Here is a 20,966-nt window from a genome sequence, read left to right on the forward strand (position 1 = left end):
ACATGTTGGTACCTAAACGCGTCAAGCACCGTAAGCAACAACGCGGTAACATGAGAGGTAAAGCAAAAGGCGGTACGGAAGTCGCTTTCGGCGAATACGGCCTGCAAGCTCTTGAGCCTTCATGGATTACGAACCGTCAAATCGAAGCTGCCCGTATTGCAATGACACGTTACATCAAACGTGGTGGTAAAGTGTGGATCAAGATCTTCCCTCACAAGCCAATCACGCAAAAGCCGCTTGAAGTCCGGATGGGTAGCGGTAAAGGTAACGTTGAGAAGTGGGTAGCAGTTGTAAAACCAGGCAAGATCATGTTTGAACTTGCTGGCGTTCCTGAGGAAATTGCTCGTGAAGCAATGCGTCTCGCAGCTCACAAGCTCCCAGTTAAAACGAAGTTCGTGAAACGCGAAGAAGTAGGTGGTGAAGCAAATGAAAGCTAGTGAATTTCGCAACCTAACCTCTGCTGAGATTGAACAAAAAGTCGCAGGCTTCAAGGAAGAACTTTTCAACCTTCGTTTCCAACTGGCAACGGGCCAACTCGACAATCCGACTCGCATTCGTGATGTGCGGAAGGAAATAGCTCGTGCCAAAACCGTCCTGCGTGAAAGAGAACTCGGTATCAGCAGTTAATATTCACACAGTGGATAAGTCAGTAATGGCTTAAGGAAGGAGGAAGAACATGAGCGAACGCAATGCCCGCAAAGTTCAAATCGGCAAAGTGGTAAGCGACAAAATGGACAAAACGATCGTAGTTGCTGTTGAAACATACAAAAAGCACGATCTGTACCATAAACGCATTAAATACACGAAAAAATTCAAAGCACACGACGAGAACAACCAGGCTAAGATCGGCGACGTCGTGAAAATCATGGAGACTCGTCCGCTTTCCAAAGATAAACGCTTCAGACTCGTAGAGATCGTTGAAGAAGCAGTTATCGTATAAGAACCTGGACTCGGATTAAAGTGCATTTTTCCGAAAGGAGGACGTACAAATGATTCAACCATTTACGCGTTTGGCTGTAGCAGACAACTCCGGCGCTAAAGAACTGATGTGCATTCGCGTGCTTGGCGGCACGGGTCGTCGTGTTGGCGCAATCGGTGATTTGATCATCTGCTCCGTCAAACAAGCAACACCAGGCGGCGTTGTCAAAAAAGGCGACGTAGTTAAAGCTGTTATCGTTCGTACGAAGCGTTCGGTTCGCCGTAAAGACGGTTCGTACATCGCATTCGACGAGAACGCAGCGGTAATCGTGAAGGAAGATAAGAGCCCACGTGGCACACGTATCTTCGGACCAGTTGCTCGCGAACTTCGCGACAAGGACTTCATGAAAATCGTCTCGCTCGCACCAGAAGTTATCTAATGCCCGCTTGGCGCGCAGCGCCACGGTGCTATATAAGCATGATCGATCAAGCATGCAGGAGGTGTACTCATGCCACGGCTGAAAAAAGTTCTTGAATCGCATAACAACAAGCTTCATGTGAAAAAGGACGATAACGTAATCGTTATCAGCGGTAAAGACAAAGGCAAAAAAGGTCGCGTAATCGCAGCTTTCCCTCGTGAAAACCGCGTCCTGATTGAAGGCGTTAATATCGTGAAGAAGCACGCTCGTCCGTCCCAAGCGAATCCGCAAGGCGGCATCATCGAGCAAGAAGCTCCGATTCACGTATCGAACGTTATGCACATTGATCCGAAGAGCGGTAAAGTAACGCGCATCGGTTACAAAGTGCTCGACAACGGCAAAAAAGTCCGGGTTGCTAAACGATCCGGCGAAGTGATCGACTAATTGATCCGGAACGGAAAGGAGGTCCATTGAATCATGGCAGCAAGAATGAAAGATCGTTATCTTAACGAAATTACTCCTGCTCTGATGCAGAAGTTCAACTATACGACTGTAATGCAAGTACCTAAGATCGAGAAAGTTGTCATCAACATGGGTGTTGGTGAAGCTACTGCTAACTCCAAAGTGCTGGATGTTGCTGTTGCTGAATTGCAACTGATCGCTGGTCAAAAGCCAGTAATCACGCGTGCAAAGAAATCGATCGCAGGCTTCAAGCTTCGTGAGAACATGCCAATCGGTGCGAAAGTAACGCTGCGCGGTGAGCGTATGTACTACTTCCTCGACAAACTGTTCAACATTACGCTTCCACGTGTACGTGACTTCCGCGGTGTCTCGACGAAAGCGTTCGACGGACGCGGTAACTATACACTGGGCCTGAAAGAGCAAGTGATCTTCCCAGAGATCGAGTACGATAAAGTTGATAAAGTTCGCGGTATGGACATCGTCATTGTAACGACGGCCAAAACGGACGAAGAATCTCGTGAGCTGCTCACCCAACTGGGCATGCCGTTCACGAAGTAATCCACGGGAGGTGTTTACCAAGTGGCAAAAACTTCGATGAAAGTAAAGCAGCAGCGCACTCCGAAGTTCAAAGTGCGTGCGTACACCCGTTGCGAGCGCTGCGGTCGTCCGCACTCCGTATTGCAAAAGTTTAAAGTTTGCCGGATTTGTTTCCGTGAATTAGCATATAAAGGCCAGATTCCTGGCGTTAAAAAAGCAAGCTGGTAATCAGTCTTAGTTCGGGAAGGAGGTTCACATAAATGGTTATGTCTGATCCGATCGCAGATATGCTGACACGCATCCGCAACGCGAATGTCGTTCGTCACGAGACCGTGGAAATGCCTGCTTCGAAAGTGAAGAAGCAAATCGCTGAGATTTTGAAACGCGAGGGCTTCATCCGCGATGCAGAATATATCGAAGATAACAAACAAGGGATCATCCGTGTTTTCCTGAAATACGGATCCAACAATGAGCGCGTAATCACGGGTCTGAAACGCATTAGCAAACCAGGTCTTCGTGTTTACACGAAATCGAACGAAGTCCCTCGCGTATTGGGCGGTCTCGGAATTGCTATCATTTCCACGTCCAAAGGGATTATGACCGATAAAGAAGCTCGTCAATCGAAAGCTGGCGGCGAAGTCGTCTGCTACGTGTGGTAATAAATCGTCAACGATTGGAGGTGTAACAAATGTCCCGTATTGGTCGCAAACCAATCGCTGTTCCAGCTGGTGTTACCATCAGTCTGAACGACAGCGCCATTACTGTAAAAGGTCCTAAGGGCACACTTTCCCGTAATCTGCACAAAGATATGAAGATCAATGTTGCTGAGAACGAGATCGTGGTTGAACGTCCTTCGGACAACAAACTTCACCGCTCCCTGCACGGAACGACGCGCAGCGTCATCTCTAACATGGTTAGCGGCGTAACAGAAGGTTACGCGAAGACACTTGAACTCGTCGGCGTAGGTTACCGTGCTAACAAGAGCGGCGAGAAAATCGTTCTTAGCGTAGGTTACTCTCACCCGGTTGAGATCGCTCCGGACAACGGCATCGAATTCGAACTGCCATCGCAAACGAAAATCATCGTTCGCGGCATCGATAAAGAGCTCGTTGGTGAAACGGCAGCAAAAATCCGTTCCGTTCGTGAACCAGAACCTTACAAAGGTAAAGGTATCAAGTACGAAGGCGAACGCATCCTCCGTAAAGAGGGTAAAGTTGGTAAGAAGAAATAAGTCGCTTAACAGTCGGCTTATCCCGATAGCTTCATAAGGCAAACGGAAAGGAGTGTTCTCCGAATGATTACGAAGGGCGATAAAAACAAAGCTCGTTTGAAACGTCACCTGCGTGTTCGTAAGAAAATTAACGGTACGACTGCACGTCCGCGTCTGTCGGTATTCCGTTCTTCCAAGCATATGTACGCGCAATTGATCGACGATCTTAGCGGCGTAACAATCGCAGCAGCTTCCACGATGGATAAAGAGCTTGCTGAGTCTGTTGGCAACGGTGGTAACATTGAAGCGGCTAAGAAAGTTGGCGAATTGATCGCTGCTCGCGCTAAAGCGAAAGGTGTATCTGAAGTCGTTTTCGACCGCGGCGGTTATCTGTACCATGGACGTATTCAAGCACTGGCTGATGCAGCTCGCGAAGCAGGGCTCGAATTCTAATTTAAAATTTTTAACAAGGAGGTAAAACGACTTGCGTGTAGATCCGAATACGTTAGAACTGACAGAGAAGGTTGTCCACATCAACCGTGTATCCAAAGTAGTTAAAGGCGGACGTCGGTTCAGCTTCAGCGCACTCGTAGTTGTCGGCGACGGCAAAGGCTATGTAGGCGCTGGTATCGGTAAAGCTGCCGAAGTTCCAGATGCAATTCGCAAAGGTATTGAAGACGCGAAGAAGAATCTGGTTCACGTTCCACTCGTGGGAACGACGATCCCGCATCAAGTAATCGGTCACTTCGGTGCTGGCGAAGTATTGCTTAAGCCTGCTTCCCAAGGTACCGGTGTTATCGCTGGCGGCCCAGTTCGTGCAGTACTCGAACTGGCAGGCGTTGGCGATATTCTGACGAAATCGCTTGGTTCCTCAAACTCCATGAACATGGTTAACGCAACGATTGAAGGCCTTTCGCGCCTGAAACGTGCGGAGGACGTGGCGAAGCTTCGCGGTAAAACCGTACAAGAGCTTCTGGGTTAAGGAGGAAAACAAGATGGCGAAATTACAAGTTACGCTTGTTCGCAGTTTGATCGGTCGCAACGAAAAGCAACGTGCTACGGTACAATCGTTTGGTCTGCGCAAGCTTCACCAATCTGTTGTCCTGAACGACACTCCGGCGATTCGTGGCATGGTTAACGCTGTTAGCCACCTGATCAAAGTCGAAGAAGTATAAATAATACGAGCTTTTGTCAAGGCAAACCAATTAAGGAGGTGCTACGAACGATGAAATTGCATGAGCTCCAACCTGCAGAAGGTTCCCGTAAAGAGCGCAAGCGCATCGGTCGCGGTATCGGTACCGGCAACGGTAAAACGGCCGGTCGTGGTCATAAAGGCCAGAACGCTCGCTCCGGCGGTGGCGTTCGTCCGGGCTTTGAGGGCGGTCAAAATCCATTGTACCGTCGTCTTCCGAAACGCGGCTTCAACAACCCATTCCGTAAGGAATTCGCGGTTGTGAACATTGAAGAATTGAACAGCTTTGCAGCAGGAACAGAAGTTACTCCTGAAGTGCTTCTGGAGAAAGGAATCGTCAAAAATCCACTGGGCGGCATTAAAGTCCTGGGTAATGGCGAAATCACGGTTCAACTGACTGTAAAGGCAAACAAATTCTCTCAATCTGCGGTAGAGAAAATCCAGGCTGCCGGCGGTAAAACCGAGGTGATCTAATGTTCAAGACGGTGTCCAACATTTGGAGAGTGGAAGACCTTCGCAAGAAGATCCTGTTTACCCTTTTCATCTTGCTTGTTTACCGAATCGGTTCGTTTATCCCGGTTCCGAATATTAACACAGACGTATTCAAACAAGTCGATAGCGGGGCTGACCTGTTCGGCTTGTTGAATACCTTCTCGGGTGGCGCCTTGTTCCACTTCTCGATCTTCGCGATCGGGATTATGCCCTACATCACTTCTTCTATCATCGTACAGTTGCTGTCGATGGACGTTATTCCGAAGTTTACGGAATGGGCAAAAGAAGGCGAGAACGGCAAACGGAAACTGGCTCAAATCACTCGTTACGGTACCATTATCCTTGGTCTGGTCCAAGGCTTTGGTACGGCTGTTGGCTTTAACCGTAGATACTCATATGAGATGGTTATTGATCCTAAGTTTACGACTTATGCAATGATCGCGATCATCCTGACTGCCGGTACGGCATTCTTGATGTGGCTCGGTGAGCAAATTACGGAACGCGGTATCGGCAACGGTATCTCGGTTCTGATCTTCGCGGGCATCGTCGCAGCTCTGCCTGGACATATTCGCGATATCTATGCTACAGAATTCGAGAACCCTGGTGATATGCTCTTCTGGAACATCTTGAAGGTGGTTATCATCGTAGTTGTCGCAATCGCGGTAATTGTTGGTGTCATCTTCGTTCAACAAGGTATCCGTAAGATCCCGGTACAATATGCTAAACGTGTAGTTGGCCGTAAGATGTACGGTGGTCAGTCGACTCACATTCCGCTGAAGGTAAACGGCGCAGGCGTTATTCCGGTTATCTTCGCCATCTCGCTGCTCATGTTCCCGATTACGATCGCGCAGTTCTGGGCAAACAAGGAATGGGCGAAATGGGTTATTCAGAACTTGTACTATGACAAACCACTTGGTATGCTATTGTACGTGCTTCTGATTGTCGGCTTTACTTTCTTCTATACCTTCGTTCAGATCAACCCGGTTCAAATGGCAGATCAGATGAAGAAGAACGGTGGTTACATCCCAGGTATTCGTCCTGGTAAACCAACGTCGTCGTACATCACGCGCGTTATGACTCGTCTTACGCTTGCGGGTGCGGTATTCTTGTCGGTCATCTCGTTGCTTCCAGTTGCATTTGGTGCAGCCGCAGATCTGCCGCAGTCGGTTCGACTCGGTGGTACTTCGCTTCTGATCGTTATCGGTGTTGCACTTGATACGATGAAACAGATCGAAAGCCAGCTCATCAAACGTCACTACAAAGGGTTTATCAATAAATAAAGATAGGTTCATATCGGGGTCCTGGCATGCTGATCGTATGTCGGAACCCGAACGGACCTATTGTGCTTAAAGCGAGGAACACGGAATGAACATTCTATTCATGGGACCTCCAGGAGCCGGCAAGGGAACGCAGGCTGAACGCATTGTCGATCAGTTCGCTGTACCACACATTTCTACCGGTGATGCTTTCCGTCTTGCTATGAAGCAAGGCACGCCAATGGGTCTGAAAGCAAAAGAGTATGTAGATCAAGGCTTGCTAGTGCCGGATGAGATTACGAACGGAATCGTTCGGGACCGCCTGCTGCAAGATGACTGCTCCAAAGGTTTTCTGCTCGATGGTTTCCCGCGTACGCTGCAACAAGCTGAAGCGCTTGATGGTATGCTCGCGGACATGGGCCGCTCGCTCGATCACGTCATTAACTTGAAAGTTGATCGCGGATTGTTGCTTGCTCGTCTTACGGGCCGCCGCATCTGCAAATCGTGCGGATCCACTTATCACGTCTTGAATAACCCGCCGAAACAAGAAGGCATCTGCGATAAATGCGGAGGCGAGCTGTACCAACGTTCGGACGATAACGAAGAAAAAGTCGGTACGCGTCTGGATGAGTACATCTCGAAAACAGCACCATTGCTCTCGTACTACGAAGGCAAATCGCTGCTTCGTGAAGTCGACGGGGAACAGGATATTGATGTTGTAACTGCTGAGATCGTTTCCGTTCTGCGGGGTTCAAACTAATGATTGTTTGCAAGTCGGAAGCAGAGCTCCGTTTGATGCGGGAAGCAGGGCGGATTGTTGCTGATACACATCGGCTGCTTAAACAATCGATACGGCCCGGCATTACGACTAGCGAACTGGACCAAATCGCCGAGACGTATATTCGAAGTCAGGGCGCCGTTCCATCTTTTAAAGGTTACAATCAATTTCCTGCCAGCATATGCACTTCTGTCAACGATCAGTTGGTGCATGGTATTCCGAATAGTAATCAGAAGCTGGCTGAAGGTGATATCATAAGCATTGATATCGGTGCGCAGTATCAGGGGTATCACGGCGACTCCGCTTGGACGTATGGCGTTGGTACAATCTCTGCTGAAGCGCAACGGTTGCTCGATGTATGTGAACAATCCCTTTATGCGGGTCTTGAACTGATTAAACCGGATGTTCGACTCTTCACGATATCGCATGCCGTTCAGAAGGTTGTTGAGAATGCGGGATTATCGGTTGTTCGTGAGTATGTCGGTCATGGAATCGGCACGAAGCTTCATGAAGAACCGCAAATTCCGAACTATGGGATTCCAGATCGGGGACCACGGCTTAAGCCAGGTATGGTTCTCTGCATCGAGCCTATGGTCAACATTGGAGAGCGCTATGTACGAACGCTTGAAGACAACTGGACGGTCGTCACGGTCGACGGCTCGTGGTGTGCGCATTTCGAGCATACAGTCGCCGTAACTGAAGATGGTTATGAGATACTAACCAAATCGGATGCTGAGGCGGGTTGATGCACGTGGATGTTACACCGCAGATCGGTCAAATCGCATCCGTGCTTCGCGGCAAGGATGAGGGCGGTTATGCGGTTATCATCGGCATCGTCGATGAACGTTTCGTACTTATTGCCGATGGCGATAAGAAACGATTCGATCGGCCGAAGAAGAAGAACATTGCGCACCTTGAGTTACAGTCGGTCATCAACACCGAAGTTGTCAACAGCATGAATGAGACCGGCCGGGTGACGAATGCCAAGCTGCGCTACGCGATTCAGAAGTTCGTGCAAGCGAAAGGAGAATGACGGTGGCCAAGGAAGACGTCATTGAGGTCGAAGGTACGGTAATTGAACCGCTACCTAACGCTATGTTTAAGGTTGAGCTTGAGAATGGACATCAAATCTTAGCTCACGTTTCTGGCAAACTGCGTATGCACTTTATCCGGATCTTGACCGGTGATAAAGTTGTTATCCAGTTATCGCCTTATGATTTATCACGGGGACGTATTACCTATCGGAAGTAAGCCTTTCGGGCTTGCGCCGAAGGATTCGGGAGGTAATCACAATGAAGGTCAGACCTTCGGTTAAGCCGATTTGCGAGAAATGCAAAGTCATTCGTCGCAAAGGCAACGTTATGGTGATTTGTGAAAATCCTAAACACAAACAAAAACAAGGCTAGATAAAGGAGGGAACCAAGACATATGGCACGTATTGCTGGTGTAGACTTGCCACGTGACAAACGCGTTGAAATCGCGCTGCAATATATCTTCGGTATCGGTCAAACGACTGCTAAGAAGATTCTTGCAACGACGGGCGTTAGCGCTCAAACGCGTGTTCGTGATCTGACGGAAGATGAAGTTAGCAAACTTCGCGAAACAATCGACAAGTCGGTTAAAGTAGAAGGCGATCTTCGTCGTGAGATCTCGCTGAACATCAAACGTCTCATCGAGATCGGCTGCTACCGTGGTGTTCGTCACCGTCGTGGACTGCCTGTTCGTGGTCAACGTACGAAAACGAATGCTCGCACGCGCAAAGGTCCTCGTCGGACTGTAGCTAACAAGAAGAAATAAGAAGGGAGGATAACACACAATGGCTAAACCTAAAAAAGTCGTACGTACGAAACGTCGTGACCGTAAAAATATCGACTCCGGCGTAGCGCACATCCGTTCGACGTTCAACAACACGATCGTTACGATCACGGATCCGCACGGCAATGCAATCTCTTGGGCAAGCTCCGGTAACCTTGGTTTCAAGGGCTCCCGTAAGAGCACGCCATTCGCAGCTCAGATGGCTGCTGAAACAGCTGCTAAAGCTGCAATGGAGCATGGCATGAAAGTCGTAGAGGTTATGGTTAAAGGACCAGGTGCTGGCCGCGAAGCGGCAATCCGTTCCCTGCAAGCAGCAGGTCTTGAAGTTAACCTGATTAAAGACGTAACGCCGGTTCCACACAACGGCTGCCGTCCACCGAAACGTCGCCGCGTATAATTCAGTCTTTACGTGGTATCAAATTACAGCAACTTGTGAATAATGGTTGTGAAGGTTTGGCATACTACATGATTCGACTGAACACGTACGGTGAACGGAGCGACGTTTTGAAGGAGGGTACTACTAGTGATTGAGATCGAAAAGCCGAAAATCGAAACCGTAGAGCTCAATGAGAATGGCACATATGGACGTTTTGTTGTTGAACCACTGGAGCGCGGATACGGAACGACGCTGGGGAATTCGCTTCGTCGGATTCTGCTGTCGTCGCTGCCAGGCGCAGCTGTGACTTCGGTGCAAATCGATGGTGTGCTTCATGAATTTTCTACGGTTCCCGGTGTGATTGAGGACGTTACCGAAATCATACTGAACCTGAAAGGCCTGTCGCTCAAAATCCACTCCGACGAAGAGAAGGTGCTGGAAATTGATGCAGAAGGCGAAGGGAACGTAACGGCGGGCGACATTCGAGCGGACAGCGATGTCGAGATTTTGAACCCTGATCTTCATATCGCGACCTTAGCCTCCGGTGCACGGCTCCATATGCGGGTATTCGCCAATCGTGGACGCGGGTACGTACCTGCGGATCGGAATAAGAAAGAAGATCAACCGATCGGCGTAATTCCTATTGATTCGATCTACACGCCCATTACCCGTGTCAATTACAGCGTAGAAAATACTCGTGTCGGCCAAGTTACCAACTATGACAAGCTCACCTTAGAAGTTTGGACTGATGGAAGTATTCGACCGGAAGAGGCTGTTAGCCTCGGCGCTAAAATTTTGACCGAGCATTTGGACCTGTTCGTCGGATTGACCGATGAAGCCAAAGACGCGGAAATTATGGTCGAGAAAGAAGAAGATAAGAAAGAGAAAGTACTCGAGATGACGATCGAGGAACTGGATCTTTCCGTTCGTTCTTACAACTGCTTGAAACGTGCAGGCATCAATACTGTTCAAGAGCTGATCACGAAAACCGAAGAAGATATGATGAAGGTGCGCAACCTCGGACGCAAATCTTTGGAGGAAGTACAAGAGAAGCTAGAGGAACTTGGTTTGGGCCTCCGCATGGAAGAATAGATAGCAGCAGCATGCAAATGCAATCTTGCAGAAGGAGGAGAAATCGATGGCATACCAAAAATTGGGCCGTGACGCGAGCGCGCGTAAAGCTCTTTTCCGCGACCTCGTAACGGACCTGTTCCTGTATGAGCGCATCCAAACGACGGAAGCTAAAGCGAAAGAAGTTCGTTCGATCGCTGAGAAGCTCATCACGAAGGCGAAAAAAGGTGATCTTCACGCTCGTCGCCAAGTGGCAGCTTTCGTTCGTCGTGAAACAGTTGACGGTGAACAAGACGCTATTCAAAAACTGTTCTCCGAACTGGCCACCCGTTACTCGGAACGTGCGGGCGGATACACGCGGATTCTTAAACTGGGACCGCGCCGCGGTGATTCAGCGCCAATGGTGTATTTGGAACTGGTAGATCGCGCGTAATCGACCGGATGGATCGGATGAGAAAGGGTGGACCTTCGCGGCCACCTTTTTTTCTTGGAATGAATGGAACGCGTGGGTGCGTTGCGAGCAAGTAGCTGTTTCGAGGAAGGAAGGTCACGGTTGCAACGGCTTCGCCTGTGCATTCCGAGCATGCGTCAAGCACGCGCCTCCCGTTGAACTGTTGTTCCTATGAACTATTCTAATAGGGTAGGGAACATCCATTCAAAAGTCGGATGTAAACTCGTGCACCTGCCGCTGATCTCCACGCATTCTCGCATTCCATTGGGGATATAACTTAATTTGCCGGCTCGTAATACATGAGCCGGCATTTTCGGGCCCTTTGCGCCCTGCGTAATGACCTATTCACAGGTGGATAACTCTGATTCTCTCAAGTTATCCACCTGTGATCAGTGGTGACTCATCCTTCGATTTGCATTTTCACTGTGGAAACTGTGGAGAAGCGTGTGGATTTGGGGATATCGTTACTAGAATACGACTGGCCGCTGTGGATACGCACGTTTGCTGTTTGCACATGAACTCTAAAGCGCGTTTGCGCGCCAAGGGGAGAACACCAACAGTAGAGCGTGTCCCACAGGGACGAAAGCGGCTTGTGGCACTTAGTTACATCGAAGCGTCGTATCGTTCGCGGGCGTTCGAATGCATCTAGGAAGCCCCACAAGGAAGCGTGTCCCAACGGGACGTAAGCGAGCACACCGACTAGCGTATCAAAGTAACCATTCCCGGAGTCCAGAGGGCGGAGCTCTCTGGGGTCCTCCCTCTGGCCAGAGGGAGGATTTAGGTGGGAGTCGGCAAAATGGGAGTTCAGAGGGCGCCAGCCCTATGGGTCCTACACAGGATTTAGGCTGGTATTCAGAGGGCGTTAGCCCTTTGATTCCTGCTCATGTTGGTGTCTATAAAGAGGGTGTCCAGAGGGCGTCAGCCCTTAGGGGCCTATAACAGGAATTAGGTGGGTGTCCAGAGGGCGCAGCCCTTTGGGTCTTCCCTAGAGAGGGAGGATATAGGTGAGTAGAAACATAGTGATGGTAGTCAGTTACGACGGAACGACATATAGCGGCTTTCAGTCGCAGCCTAGCGGCAATACGATTCAGGATATCCTTGAAGCGGCTATTAAGACGCTGACAGGCGAGGAGCTTCGCATTATCGGCTCCGGCCGAACAGACGCAGGTGTGCATGCTCGAGGGCAGGTGTTTAACTTCCATACGGAGTCCCGTATTCCACAGGAACGTTGGGCGCTCGCAATCAACACAAGGCTGCCTGACGATGTTGTCGTGTTGGAGGCTTGGGAAGCGCCTGAAGCGTTTCACGCGCGCCATTCGGCGAAGCGGAAGACGTACCGCTATACAATCGACCGTCATAAGTTTCCGGATGTCTTCAGCCGTCATTATGCGTTTCACCACCCGACGCCGCTTAATGTCGCTGCGATGCGTGAGGCAATTGCACATCTTGTAGGTGAGCATGACTTCACGTCGTTCACATCGATCCAATCTACACAACTTCATCATGTTCGCACCATATTCGAGACGCGTATTGAAGAGGATGGGCCTATGCTGCATCTGTTCGTGACGGGCAGCGGCTTCCTTTATAATATGGTTCGGATTATTGCGGGTACGATGATGTGGGTCGGTGAAGGTAAATTGTCGCCTGGCGATATCCCTTCGATGCTTAAGGCGGTGGATCGGACAACGACCGGTCCAACGGCGATGGCACATGGACTGATGCTGTGGGAAGTCGAATATCCGGTTGAAGAGTCGAGATTGCAGATTTCGGCGCAGGAAAGCGCAAATTAGCTGTATTTTACAAGTTAAACCTCTTGCGAAAGTCCAGTATTTATAGTAGTATATAACTTGTGCATTTTTAATGGCTATCCCACAGCCCCGATTAGAAATGCTCCAACCAAACGAGCAATAGATGTAATTTAGACGATGAATTATCAGCTTGAAACGCGAACGTTTCATTATAAATGGATTGCTGAAACATTTTTAAGGAGGAACACCCATGCGTACTACCTTTATGGCTAAGCCTAACGAAGTCGATCGCAAGTGGTTTGTTATCGATGCAGAAGGCAAAACGCTGGGCCGTCTGGCCAGCGAAGCAGCTGCCTTGATCCGCGGTAAGCACAAACCACAATTTACGCCTCATGTTGACACTGGTGACTTCGTAGTCATCATCAACGCTGAGAAAATTGTCCTCACGGGCAAAAAGCTTCAAAACAAAAAATACTATCGCCACTCGATGTATCCAGGTGGTCTGAAAGTATTCTCGGCTAACGACATGCTTCAAAAGCATCCTGAGCGCGTTCTCGAAGCAGCTGTACACGGCATGCTTCCTAAGAACCGTCTGGGCGACAAAATGAAGCTCAAACTCAAAGTATATGCAGGTTCGGAACATCCGCATCAAGCACAAAACCCTGAAGTGTACGAGCTTCGCGGTTAATAAAAGGAGGACAGTTTCATGGCACAAGTTCAATACTATGGAACCGGTCGTCGTAAACACTCCGTAGCACGCGTTCGTCTCGTGCCGGGTGAAGGACGAATCACTATCAACAAACGTGACCTGAATGAATATTTCGGTCTTGAAACACTGAAGCTGATCGTTAAACAACCGCTGACACTGACGGATACGACGGGCAAATACGACGTAATCGTTATCGCTAACGGCGGCGGTATCTCCGGTCAAGCTGGTGCAATCCGTCACGGTATTTCCCGTGCACTGCTCAAAGCAGACCCTGAGTTCCGTGGTTCTCTGAAACGCGCTGGCTTCCTGACGCGTGACCCACGTATGAAAGAACGTAAGAAATACGGTCTCAAAGCAGCTCGTCGCGCTCCACAATTCTCGAAACGTTAATTTCGAGTCCAATACCTCTTCTGCAGCATGTATATGCTCGGAAGGGGTATTTTTTGTTGTTAGCGAACTACATTGGCGATACTGCCCAATTATTCATGAAAGGCTTGTATTTGCCGGTAAGAGTGAAATTAATTCATTGAACAAACCTTGCGAAAGACGTATAATAACGAGCAAAGCTTACCCTCTTACTAGGAATTAATATTGGACGGAGGTCTTAACGATGAACCTGTTTGAGAAAGAGGCACTTGCCGCACAGAAAGCTGTTGAACTGGAAGATGCAACACCGGAAGCAATCATCCAATATGCGATTGAAACGTTCCCTAATATTACGTTCGCATGCAGCTTCGGCGCAGAGGACGTTGTTCTCGTTGATATGATTCAAAAGATTAATCCGAATATCGACATTTTCTATCTCGACACGGATTTCCACTTCAAAGAAACGCTTGAAACGCGTGACGAGCTTGCCGCTCGTTATCCGAACATTCGCTATGTGCAGGTGAAACCGGCAATTACGCCTGAAGAGCAAGCTGCACAATATGGCGAACAGCTGTGGAAGAGCGACCCTAACCAATGCTGCAACATCCGTAAAGTTCAGCCGCTCACGCAAATTCTGAGCCAATACGAGTGCTGGATTACAGGTATTCGCCGCGATCAAGCGGCTACTCGTGCGAATGCAAAGAAGATTGAATATGACTACAAATTTGGTCTCATGAAATTCAATCCAATTGCAGGTTGGACGTCTGAAGACGTATGGAACTATATCCGCGAGAACAACGTACCTTACAACAAACTGCATGACAATCATTACCCATCGATCGGTTGTGAGCATTGCACGCGTCAAGTAATGCCAGGCGAAGACCAACGGGCCGGTCGTTGGTCGGGTAACGATAAAACAGAGTGCGGTCTGCACAAATAAGACTTGAGCGTTGCCTATCGGCCGTCAGAGTGCCTCTTGGGGCTTTGAATGGCCGAATTATGCCCGCCCAGTTTAATCAACTCAATAACGATGTAGTCATAAACGACCGCCTCGTCCCATATGGATGGTATAGTACAGGCTTTCACGTAAAGCCAGGTTATCATTCGTGTGGGGTGAGGTGGTTTTATTTATGCGGCGGATTCGAAATCGGTTTGTCGTATGGATGAACTATAAAGGGACGCTGCGAATCGTCGTCAGCGCTCTGGTTGTAATCGCTGCTGTCGTGCTCATCGTACAGGATATTCCGGCTTCGCGGACTTGGACGACCTGGTCGCTTCCGTTGTCTGGCAAAACGATCGCAATAGATGCGGGCCATGGGGGCATTGATGGGGGAGCGGTCAGCAAGGAGGGGGCTATCGAGAAGGACTTGAACCTTGCGATTGCGATTTATTTGCGCGACTATTTGCAGCAGGCGGGAGCCATCGTTCTGATGACGAGAGAAGGCGATTATGATCTTGCTGCAGAGGATACGAAGAAGGTTGCCAAGCGGAAAACAGAGGATCTAATGAAGCGAGTGGCCGTCATCAAGGATGCTAAACCCGATCTTGTTGTCAGTATCCATATGAACAGTATTCCATCCATGAAATGGTACGGTGCACAAACGTTCTTTTATCCGAGCCAAGTGAACAACGGACAATTCGCAGCATTAATTCAAGAAGAGATCAAGCGCAATCTGGCGAACACAACTCGCATTGCATCGCCGATCAAGAACGAGGTATATCTAATGAAGCAGATTACGGATATTCCGTTAGCGCTCGTGGAAGTAGGTTTCTTGTCGAACCCAGAAGAGGCAAGCCGATTGAAAGATGGCGACTACCAGCGGTCAATTGCAGCAGCGATCTATCAGGGGATTCTTCGTTTCAGCGCAGGGGAGAAAGCATCAACCACCTCAATAGCGGAACCGGTGCATTGATCGAAGGGCGCCGTAGACTATGTTATAATAGTGAAGTATGCAGCATCGTTATCTTTAATCAGCTCAACTATTTACATAGCTAAGAAGGTGGAATCAGTACGATGTTAACGCGAGAACAAGTAATCGAGATTGTTCGCACAGCGGTTGAGGGTGCAGGTGAGGTTGGCCAGTCCGTCCAATTCCGCGATGTAGTATCGAAGGACAACAGCGTCTCCATGACCGTATTAACGGCTAAGCAGGAAGATCAGGCTCCAATTGAAACCATTGTACGCGAGGCATTGAAGCAGGCAGAAATCGAGTCTGTGCATCTTCGTTTCCGTGTGCTTCCTACAGAGGCTCCGGCAGCATCAGCACAGCCTAATGGGGGACAAGGAGCGCCTGTCAAAGGCCATGGCGGTTTGCTTGAACCAACACCTCTCCTGTCACCAGAGATTGGTACGAAGTTTATTGCGATCGCGAGCGGTAAGGGCGGCGTAGGCAAGTCCACTGTAACGGTGAACCTTGCTGTTGCCCTTGCACGTGCAGGCAAACGAGTAGGTCTAATCGATGCCGATATTTACGGCTTCAGCGTGCCGGATATGATGGGGATCGAGGAGCGGCCTGACGTGGAAGGCGATCGTGTCATTCCAATCGAACGATTCGGCGTCAAGGTCATGTCGATGGGCTTCTTCGTCGAGAACAATAGCCCAGTCGTATGGCGTGGTCCTATGCTTGGCAAAATGCTTCGCAATTTCTTCGCCGAGATCGAGTGGGGCGAGCTTGACTATATGCTGCTTGATCTGCCTCCAGGCACAGGCGATATTGCGCTGGATGTACATCAGATCATCCCGCAGAGCCAAGAAATTATCGTCACGACGCCGCATGCAACGGCTGCATTCGTCGCTGCGCGGGCAGGTGCGATGGCAATCAAGACCGAGCACGCCATTATCGGCGTCGTTGAGAATATGTCGTACTACTTGAACCGCCACAGCGGGGAGAAAGAATATTTGTTCGGAAGAGGCGGCGGTGCGCGTCTTGCAGAGACGCTGAATGCAGAGCTCCTCGCGCAGATTCCGCTAGGCGCTCCAGACAACCATCCGTCTGAACCTGATTTCTCACCATCCGTTTATAAGGCTGACAGTGAGACTGGCAAGCTATATGCGGAACTGGCACAACGTGTAATCGATAAATTGTAAAGTTTAGTCGGAACGAACAACAACAAACCAGCCGAGCACCCTGAGTGGGGGCAAGGCTGGTTTGTTGTTAATCATTATTGTTGATAATCATGTTGAAGAATCTTTCTCGTCACCGCTTCCGGATTCTTCATCTTTGGATTCGTCGCCGCTGTCTCCACTATCTCCGCTATCCCCGCTGCCTGATTCCTTCTTCTTGCTGTCTGTCGAGACAGGAGCAGGCTTGAGTTCCTCTTGTACGGCTTTCTTCAGCAGGTCGAGTACTTCGAGACGGAACAGAGGGTTCTGCATAGCCTCTTGCATTAAGGACATAACCTGCTTGCGATATTGGGAACCCTGCAGCACGTCCAGGATCATTTTATCCATCTCTGGTGACTTCATCGCTTGGATGAGATCCTTTTGATAAGTAGGGTCCTTAATGAGATCCTTATGGATTTGCTTATTTTGCGTGTTAACTGTCTTAGCAAATTCACCTGCGAAGCGGGTGTCGGTCATTAAGGTCTTGATCACCTTGTCATAATCAGGGGAGACGAGAACCTCTTTGACTGCCATACGGACCTGCTCTTGATCCTGCACGGATAGGAGCTTGGAGCTGAACCCCGTGTTCCCTGTCGAAGAAGTGGCGGATTCTTGAAGTGCCTTCTGCGCATCTTCGGTTTTTAGAATATCGATGACCATCGTTTTCATGTCTTTGTAGCTAATCGGCTCGCTTTGTGACGATGACGGCTCAGCGCCGCAGGCCGTTATCGAAAGCAGGGCAGATGCTGTTAAAATCCATAACCATAATCGCATGCTGTGCCATACCCCTTCCATTGCCAACGATTATTCGTAACGATAGTATGTGCAATGTTCGCGCGATTATCATCGGAATGACACGAAGACTTATAAATTCTAATGTGGTAAAATAAAGGGCAGATTGCATGATTAGGGGCGGCAGCCTCTTCTGAAATCCGAGATCATTTACATAACCATCTATATGAAGCTTGGATTTCTCTGGGACGAAACGTATGCCGTTGCAAGAACGGTCAGCCGATTCCCCTTGGATAACAATTGGGAGGTCAATACAAAGCATGACAATACGCAAATTGTTCTTCTTGTTCTGGAGTTCGATGGCCGTTGGAGCTGTTACCTGTACCGTTCTCGGACTAGCTCTTCAATTTACGGATCAATCGTACGGATTTCTGAAAGTCGAGGAAACAGGCTATAACGCACTGATGATGGCGATCAGCGGATTGATGATCGGCGTATTCGCGATGATGGGCTTTTTCGCCTATTTAACGGTCAACTACATCGCACTGAGCATTTTTAGACAAAAATATTTGTGGACGATGCTCCAAGGGTATACGTCGTTGTTCGCAACATTCGCACTTGGCTACATGCTTTATGGTGAACGTGAGCGTTTGAGCAACTGGCTGTACTGGGTGCTGCCGACCGCATTGGCCATTGGCTCGATTGTCGTTGCTTATTTCAAAGCGAAGCAAACGAACCGCAGCGCATTCGTGCCGACCGTTTTCCTTATGTTTGTCGTGACCGTGCTGGAGGCATGGCCAAGCATTAACGGTGAGACGAACGCGGTATCCGTCATCTTTATGATTACGCCGTTATTTATTTGCAACGCATTCCAGATTATGTGGCTGCACAGGCTTGTAGGCAGCGCCAATGAAAAAACCGATTCCGCGAATGTCGCAAAATCGGTCTAGTATTACCCCTTTAAAGGTTTACAAACCATATGCTGCAGCTTCCAGTCGGACAGACGGATCGTTTAAGGAATCGGTATTTACCGTTTTGCCTTGAACTTCTGTCTGTCCGATCATTTGTGATACGGTAACGAAATCATACCCGTTGGCACGCAGCTGATCGATAATAGCAGGGAGGGCATCGCGGGTTTGCTTAGAGGAATCGCTCGCATGCATAAGTATGATATCCCCAGGATGAGCGCGGCTTACGACACGTTCAACGATTTTGTCCGTACCGATATTCATCCAGTCGAACGAATCCGTGTCCCATTGGATGACCGTATAATTCAATTCCTCCGCAATGCGAAGTACGCGTTTATCGAAATCACCATTAGGCAGACGAATTAAGTTAGGTGATTTACCGGTTAAGCCAGACAGGATCGTATGAGCTGTTGTGATTTGCGAGCGGATCTCATCGTCGTTGAATTTGCTGTAGTAATCGTGTTTGTGACCATGGCTGCCAATTTCGAAGCCAGCGTCTACAATCTTCTTCACAATCTCCGGATGCGATTGGCTCCAGACGGAGGAGAGGAAGAAGGTTACGTTCTTAACGCCTTTCTCTTTCAGTACATCGATAATGGGCTCGGCACGCTTGTCCCCCCAACTGATGTCAAACGTTAAAGCAACGACCTTCTTGTCCGTCGGAATGCTGTAGATGGCTGCCGGTTGCTGGGGGGCGAATACGGCAATATTGTCGCGCTCTGCATAAATAATGCCGCAAGAGAAAACAACAGCTACAGCAAGCATCAAATATCGCTTCAGTTTCCTTCCGTTCCATACATAAAACATGTTCATCCGTCGGCGCTCCTCTCATAACAAACTCTCGTACACCTTGTACTAGTACAATCCTATGCTCGTACATATAGCAGATATTCATCTTTCTATGAATCTTTAAGAGGAGGATACACAGCATGTTTCGTAACTTTGGGTGGGCAGCACATTTTCGAATGATGCGTACTTACTTTGGCATTAGCGCAGTACTCTTTGTTGCCGGTATAGTTGCGGGGATTACAGCGACAGGCTTCTCCGATTTTCTTGATAATCAGCTCGAGGGGATTAAGAAATTAAGTGATATCGTCAATCAATCGTCGAACCCGACATTGATGGCTATCATTATTATTTTCTTGAACAATGCGGTGAAAGCGGGACTGGTTATCTACTTCGGCTTTCTTTTTGGTGTGTACCCTGCATTCTTTATGGTCATGAATGGGATGGTGATCGGCTACCTCATGCATAAGTACTATGTAGAGCATGGTGCATCAACGATGTTCGAAATATTAGTTAAAGGCATACTGCCGCACGGCATTATCGAAATTCCGATCATAATAATTGCTGCAGCGTATGGACTACGATCAGGCAACATTGCGTTCCGCTGGCTCGGGTGTCTGTTCAATCCTTCGAAGGCCAAAGCCATGGCGCAGGAGACTGAACGATACGTCATTACGACGCTTCCTGTTCTTCTCGGAATCGTATTGCTGCTGCTCGTTGCATCCCTTATCGAAAGCACAATTACACCATACTTGTTGCAAAAGTAATAAATTTACCAATATTTGAGCATAACAATAAAGCGGCAGGTAGCGTCCTAAGCAGCAGCGCAGGACGCTTTTTGTTTAAATGTGAATATTGTCGCTGTTAAGGAGGCCGACTGACGGTTATGCTCGGGATCTTGTTCAATGAAAAAGAATGCAAAGAATTTGACTACGTCCTCCGCAAAGAACTGGATGAAATGATGCTCGACCTACACGATTCTCGGCTGGATGAGGATATTAAGCAGGCGATTGCGAAGAGATATAAGATCATCTTCCGCATGTTCGCCAGAATTGCTTCTCCCAAAGAGTTGTCACGCTACGCGCTGAATATGCGAAATTATCGATAGCGTAAAGGCTGCGGGCTGCTGCCCAACCATATGCGCGGCCCGTTCGACCGACCGGCAGCAGAAAGTAATTTAGTATTTTGTGAAAAAGGTGTTGCACACTGTGGACAGCCTATGGTATATTCTAATTCCGGCCGAGAAACACACACGCCGGACACGAAATAAACGGTTTGATTCACATCATTTCGAGTGAAACAAACATAAAAGAAATGCTTGCACAACTGAACATCATGTGATAAGATGTTAAACGTTGTCGAAATTGTTCTTTGAAAACTGAACAACGAGCGAAACTGTCAGTTTAAATGTTTTAAATGAGCTAAACAAGCACTTCTCGGTGATAATCCGATTTCCTGCGGGAAGACGAATTACACCTTTTATGGAGAGTTTGATCCTGGCTCAGGACGAACGCTGGCGGCGTGCCTAATACATGCAAGTCGAGCGGAGCAGTTTGAAAGCTTGCTTTCAAACTGCT

General features: G+C 48.8%; 34 protein-coding genes and 1 rRNA gene. 33 read left to right on the plus strand and 2 right to left on the minus strand.

Going from position 1 to position 20,966, the window contains the following annotated elements; genetic code table 11:
* Window positions 1-2: 2 nt before the first annotated feature.
* The 29 genes from rplP (at window position 3) to salA (ending at window position 16,888) form a co-directional block, all read left to right on the plus strand.
* The gene (gene rplP, locus H8B09_RS29660; RefSeq protein WP_110046870.1) at window positions 3-437 is read left to right on the plus strand and encodes a 50S ribosomal protein L16; all 435 of its coding nucleotides are present in this window, start codon (window positions 3-5) and stop codon (window positions 435-437) included.
* Entirely contained in the window at window positions 427-627 is a 201-nt protein-coding gene (gene rpmC / locus H8B09_RS29665) for a 50S ribosomal protein L29 (RefSeq protein ID WP_006037938.1), read from the plus strand. The genes rplP and rpmC overlap by 11 nt, the downstream gene beginning before the upstream one ends.
* A 49-nt stretch (window positions 628-676) precedes the next feature.
* The gene (gene rpsQ, locus H8B09_RS29670; protein WP_191207188.1) at window positions 677-940 is read left to right on the plus strand and encodes a 30S ribosomal protein S17; all 264 of its coding nucleotides are present in this window, start codon (window positions 677-679) and stop codon (window positions 938-940) included.
* A 49-nt stretch (window positions 941-989) separates the two neighbouring features.
* Window positions 990-1,358 (plus strand): 50S ribosomal protein L14, encoded by a 369-nt coding sequence (gene rplN, locus H8B09_RS29675; protein WP_110046872.1) that lies wholly within the window; start codon window positions 990-992, stop codon window positions 1,356-1,358.
* A gap of 69 nt (window positions 1,359-1,427) precedes the next feature.
* Window positions 1,428-1,781, plus strand: a complete 354-nt coding sequence (gene rplX, locus H8B09_RS29680) for a 50S ribosomal protein L24 (protein WP_110046873.1) — start codon at window positions 1,428-1,430, stop codon at window positions 1,779-1,781.
* 33 nt (window positions 1,782-1,814) lie between these two features.
* A complete protein-coding gene (gene rplE / locus H8B09_RS29685) occupies window positions 1,815-2,357 on the plus strand; it encodes a 50S ribosomal protein L5 (RefSeq protein ID WP_191207189.1) in 543 nt (180 codons plus the stop codon).
* 21 nt (window positions 2,358-2,378) lie between these two features.
* Complete coding sequence (locus H8B09_RS29690) at window positions 2,379-2,564, plus strand: type Z 30S ribosomal protein S14 (protein ID WP_006037933.1); 186 nt, start codon at window positions 2,379-2,381, stop codon at window positions 2,562-2,564.
* Window positions 2,565-2,596: 32 nt separating this feature from the next.
* Window positions 2,597-2,995, plus strand: a complete 399-nt coding sequence (gene rpsH, locus H8B09_RS29695; RefSeq protein WP_191207190.1) for a 30S ribosomal protein S8 — start codon at window positions 2,597-2,599, stop codon at window positions 2,993-2,995.
* 29 nt (window positions 2,996-3,024) lie between these two features.
* Entirely contained in the window at window positions 3,025-3,567 is a 543-nt protein-coding gene (rplF, locus tag H8B09_RS29700; RefSeq protein ID WP_191207191.1) for a 50S ribosomal protein L6, read from the plus strand.
* A gap of 63 nt (window positions 3,568-3,630) precedes the next feature.
* Window positions 3,631-3,999, plus strand: a complete 369-nt coding sequence (gene rplR, locus H8B09_RS29705) for a 50S ribosomal protein L18 (protein ID WP_191207192.1) — start codon at window positions 3,631-3,633, stop codon at window positions 3,997-3,999.
* A gap of 31 nt (window positions 4,000-4,030) precedes the next feature.
* Window positions 4,031-4,528: a 30S ribosomal protein S5 gene (rpsE, locus tag H8B09_RS29710; RefSeq protein ID WP_110046878.1), complete on the plus strand. Its 498-nt coding sequence runs from the start codon at window positions 4,031-4,033 to the stop codon at window positions 4,526-4,528.
* Between the two features lie 13 nt (window positions 4,529-4,541).
* A complete protein-coding gene (rpmD, locus tag H8B09_RS29715) occupies window positions 4,542-4,721 on the plus strand; it encodes a 50S ribosomal protein L30 (protein ID WP_191207193.1) in 180 nt (59 codons plus the stop codon).
* A gap of 50 nt (window positions 4,722-4,771) precedes the next feature.
* Window positions 4,772-5,212: a 50S ribosomal protein L15 gene (gene rplO / locus H8B09_RS29720; protein WP_191207194.1), complete on the plus strand. Its 441-nt coding sequence runs from the start codon at window positions 4,772-4,774 to the stop codon at window positions 5,210-5,212.
* A complete protein-coding gene (gene secY / locus H8B09_RS29725) occupies window positions 5,212-6,510 on the plus strand; it encodes a preprotein translocase subunit SecY (RefSeq protein WP_191207195.1) in 1,299 nt (432 codons plus the stop codon). The genes rplO and secY overlap by 1 nt, the downstream gene beginning before the upstream one ends.
* 85 nt (window positions 6,511-6,595) lie before the next feature.
* On the plus strand, window positions 6,596-7,246 hold the full coding sequence (locus H8B09_RS29730; protein ID WP_191207196.1) for an adenylate kinase: 651 nt from the start codon (window positions 6,596-6,598) through the stop codon (window positions 7,244-7,246).
* Window positions 7,246-8,010, plus strand: coding sequence for a type I methionyl aminopeptidase (gene map / locus H8B09_RS29735; protein ID WP_191207197.1), 765 nt, complete (start codon window positions 7,246-7,248; stop codon window positions 8,008-8,010). The genes H8B09_RS29730 and map overlap by 1 nt, the downstream gene beginning before the upstream one ends.
* On the plus strand, window positions 8,010-8,297 hold the full coding sequence (locus H8B09_RS29740) for a KOW domain-containing RNA-binding protein (protein WP_191207198.1): 288 nt from the start codon (window positions 8,010-8,012) through the stop codon (window positions 8,295-8,297). Before map ends, H8B09_RS29740 begins: the two co-directional genes overlap by 1 nt.
* Before the next feature lie 2 nt (window positions 8,298-8,299).
* Window positions 8,300-8,515, plus strand: coding sequence for a translation initiation factor IF-1 (gene infA / locus H8B09_RS29745; protein ID WP_015847200.1), 216 nt, complete (start codon window positions 8,300-8,302; stop codon window positions 8,513-8,515).
* A 41-nt stretch (window positions 8,516-8,556) separates the two neighbouring features.
* A complete protein-coding gene (gene rpmJ, locus H8B09_RS29750) occupies window positions 8,557-8,670 on the plus strand; it encodes a 50S ribosomal protein L36 (protein ID WP_003333770.1) in 114 nt (37 codons plus the stop codon).
* Between the two features lie 22 nt (window positions 8,671-8,692).
* Window positions 8,693-9,061 (plus strand): 30S ribosomal protein S13, encoded by a 369-nt coding sequence (gene rpsM / locus H8B09_RS29755; RefSeq protein ID WP_191207199.1) that lies wholly within the window; start codon window positions 8,693-8,695, stop codon window positions 9,059-9,061.
* A gap of 19 nt (window positions 9,062-9,080) precedes the next feature.
* Window positions 9,081-9,476 (plus strand): 30S ribosomal protein S11, encoded by a 396-nt coding sequence (gene rpsK, locus H8B09_RS29760; protein ID WP_191207200.1) that lies wholly within the window; start codon window positions 9,081-9,083, stop codon window positions 9,474-9,476.
* Window positions 9,477-9,602: 126 nt separating this feature from the next.
* Window positions 9,603-10,547: a DNA-directed RNA polymerase subunit alpha gene (locus H8B09_RS29765; RefSeq protein ID WP_110046887.1), complete on the plus strand. Its 945-nt coding sequence runs from the start codon at window positions 9,603-9,605 to the stop codon at window positions 10,545-10,547.
* Window positions 10,548-10,593: 46 nt separating this feature from the next.
* The gene (gene rplQ / locus H8B09_RS29770; protein WP_087570332.1) at window positions 10,594-10,959 is read left to right on the plus strand and encodes a 50S ribosomal protein L17; all 366 of its coding nucleotides are present in this window, start codon (window positions 10,594-10,596) and stop codon (window positions 10,957-10,959) included.
* Between the two features lie 1,022 nt (window positions 10,960-11,981).
* Window positions 11,982-12,767, plus strand: a complete 786-nt coding sequence (gene truA / locus H8B09_RS29775) for a tRNA pseudouridine(38-40) synthase TruA (protein ID WP_397376110.1) — start codon at window positions 11,982-11,984, stop codon at window positions 12,765-12,767.
* 208 nt (window positions 12,768-12,975) lie between these two features.
* Window positions 12,976-13,413, plus strand: coding sequence for a 50S ribosomal protein L13 (rplM, locus tag H8B09_RS29780; RefSeq protein ID WP_191207201.1), 438 nt, complete (start codon window positions 12,976-12,978; stop codon window positions 13,411-13,413).
* A gap of 18 nt (window positions 13,414-13,431) precedes the next feature.
* Window positions 13,432-13,824 (plus strand): 30S ribosomal protein S9, encoded by a 393-nt coding sequence (rpsI, locus tag H8B09_RS29785; protein WP_191207202.1) that lies wholly within the window; start codon window positions 13,432-13,434, stop codon window positions 13,822-13,824.
* Between the two features lie 220 nt (window positions 13,825-14,044).
* Window positions 14,045-14,740, plus strand: coding sequence for a phosphoadenylyl-sulfate reductase (locus H8B09_RS29790; protein WP_191207203.1), 696 nt, complete (start codon window positions 14,045-14,047; stop codon window positions 14,738-14,740).
* A gap of 190 nt (window positions 14,741-14,930) precedes the next feature.
* Window positions 14,931-15,713 carry an N-acetylmuramoyl-L-alanine amidase CwlD gene (gene cwlD, locus H8B09_RS29795; protein ID WP_191207204.1) on the plus strand — a complete coding sequence of 261 codons (783 nt, stop codon included), beginning with the start codon at window positions 14,931-14,933 and terminating at the stop codon, window positions 15,711-15,713.
* Window positions 15,714-15,814: 101 nt separating this feature from the next.
* Window positions 15,815-16,888, plus strand: coding sequence for an iron-sulfur carrier protein/transcriptional regulator SalA (salA, locus tag H8B09_RS29800; protein WP_191207205.1), 1,074 nt, complete (start codon window positions 15,815-15,817; stop codon window positions 16,886-16,888).
* A gap of 87 nt (window positions 16,889-16,975) precedes the next feature.
* On the opposite strand, the gene gerD is transcribed toward salA, so the two are convergent.
* Complete coding sequence (gene gerD / locus H8B09_RS29805) at window positions 16,976-17,677, minus strand: spore germination lipoprotein GerD (protein WP_191207206.1); 702 nt, start codon at window positions 17,675-17,677, stop codon at window positions 16,976-16,978.
* Between the two features lie 278 nt (window positions 17,678-17,955).
* Between gerD and H8B09_RS29810 the strand changes: the two genes are divergently transcribed.
* On the plus strand, window positions 17,956-18,585 hold the full coding sequence (locus H8B09_RS29810; protein ID WP_191207207.1) for a KinB-signaling pathway activation protein: 630 nt from the start codon (window positions 17,956-17,958) through the stop codon (window positions 18,583-18,585).
* Between the two features lie 18 nt (window positions 18,586-18,603).
* Here the strand turns inward: H8B09_RS29810 and pdaB are convergent, their stop codons facing one another.
* The gene (pdaB, locus tag H8B09_RS29815; RefSeq protein ID WP_191207208.1) at window positions 18,604-19,416 is read right to left on the minus strand and encodes a polysaccharide deacetylase family sporulation protein PdaB; all 813 of its coding nucleotides are present in this window, start codon (window positions 19,414-19,416) and stop codon (window positions 18,604-18,606) included.
* A gap of 116 nt (window positions 19,417-19,532) precedes the next feature.
* Between pdaB and H8B09_RS29820 the strand changes: the two genes are divergently transcribed.
* The 3 genes from H8B09_RS29820 to H8B09_RS29830 all read left to right on the plus strand — a co-directional run.
* Window positions 19,533-20,156 carry a stage II sporulation protein M gene (locus tag H8B09_RS29820; RefSeq protein ID WP_191207209.1) on the plus strand — a complete coding sequence of 208 codons (624 nt, stop codon included), beginning with the start codon at window positions 19,533-19,535 and terminating at the stop codon, window positions 20,154-20,156.
* Between the two features lie 119 nt (window positions 20,157-20,275).
* Window positions 20,276-20,497, plus strand: coding sequence for a hypothetical protein (locus H8B09_RS29825; protein WP_110046899.1), 222 nt, complete (start codon window positions 20,276-20,278; stop codon window positions 20,495-20,497).
* A 370-nt stretch (window positions 20,498-20,867) separates the two neighbouring features.
* Window positions 20,868-20,966 (plus strand): 16S ribosomal RNA (locus H8B09_RS29830); the annotation flags it as partial.

Origin of the sequence: Paenibacillus terricola (assembly GCF_014779765.1) — a bacterium.
GTDB lineage: Bacteria > Bacillota > Bacilli > Paenibacillales > Paenibacillaceae > Paenibacillus_T > Paenibacillus_T terricola.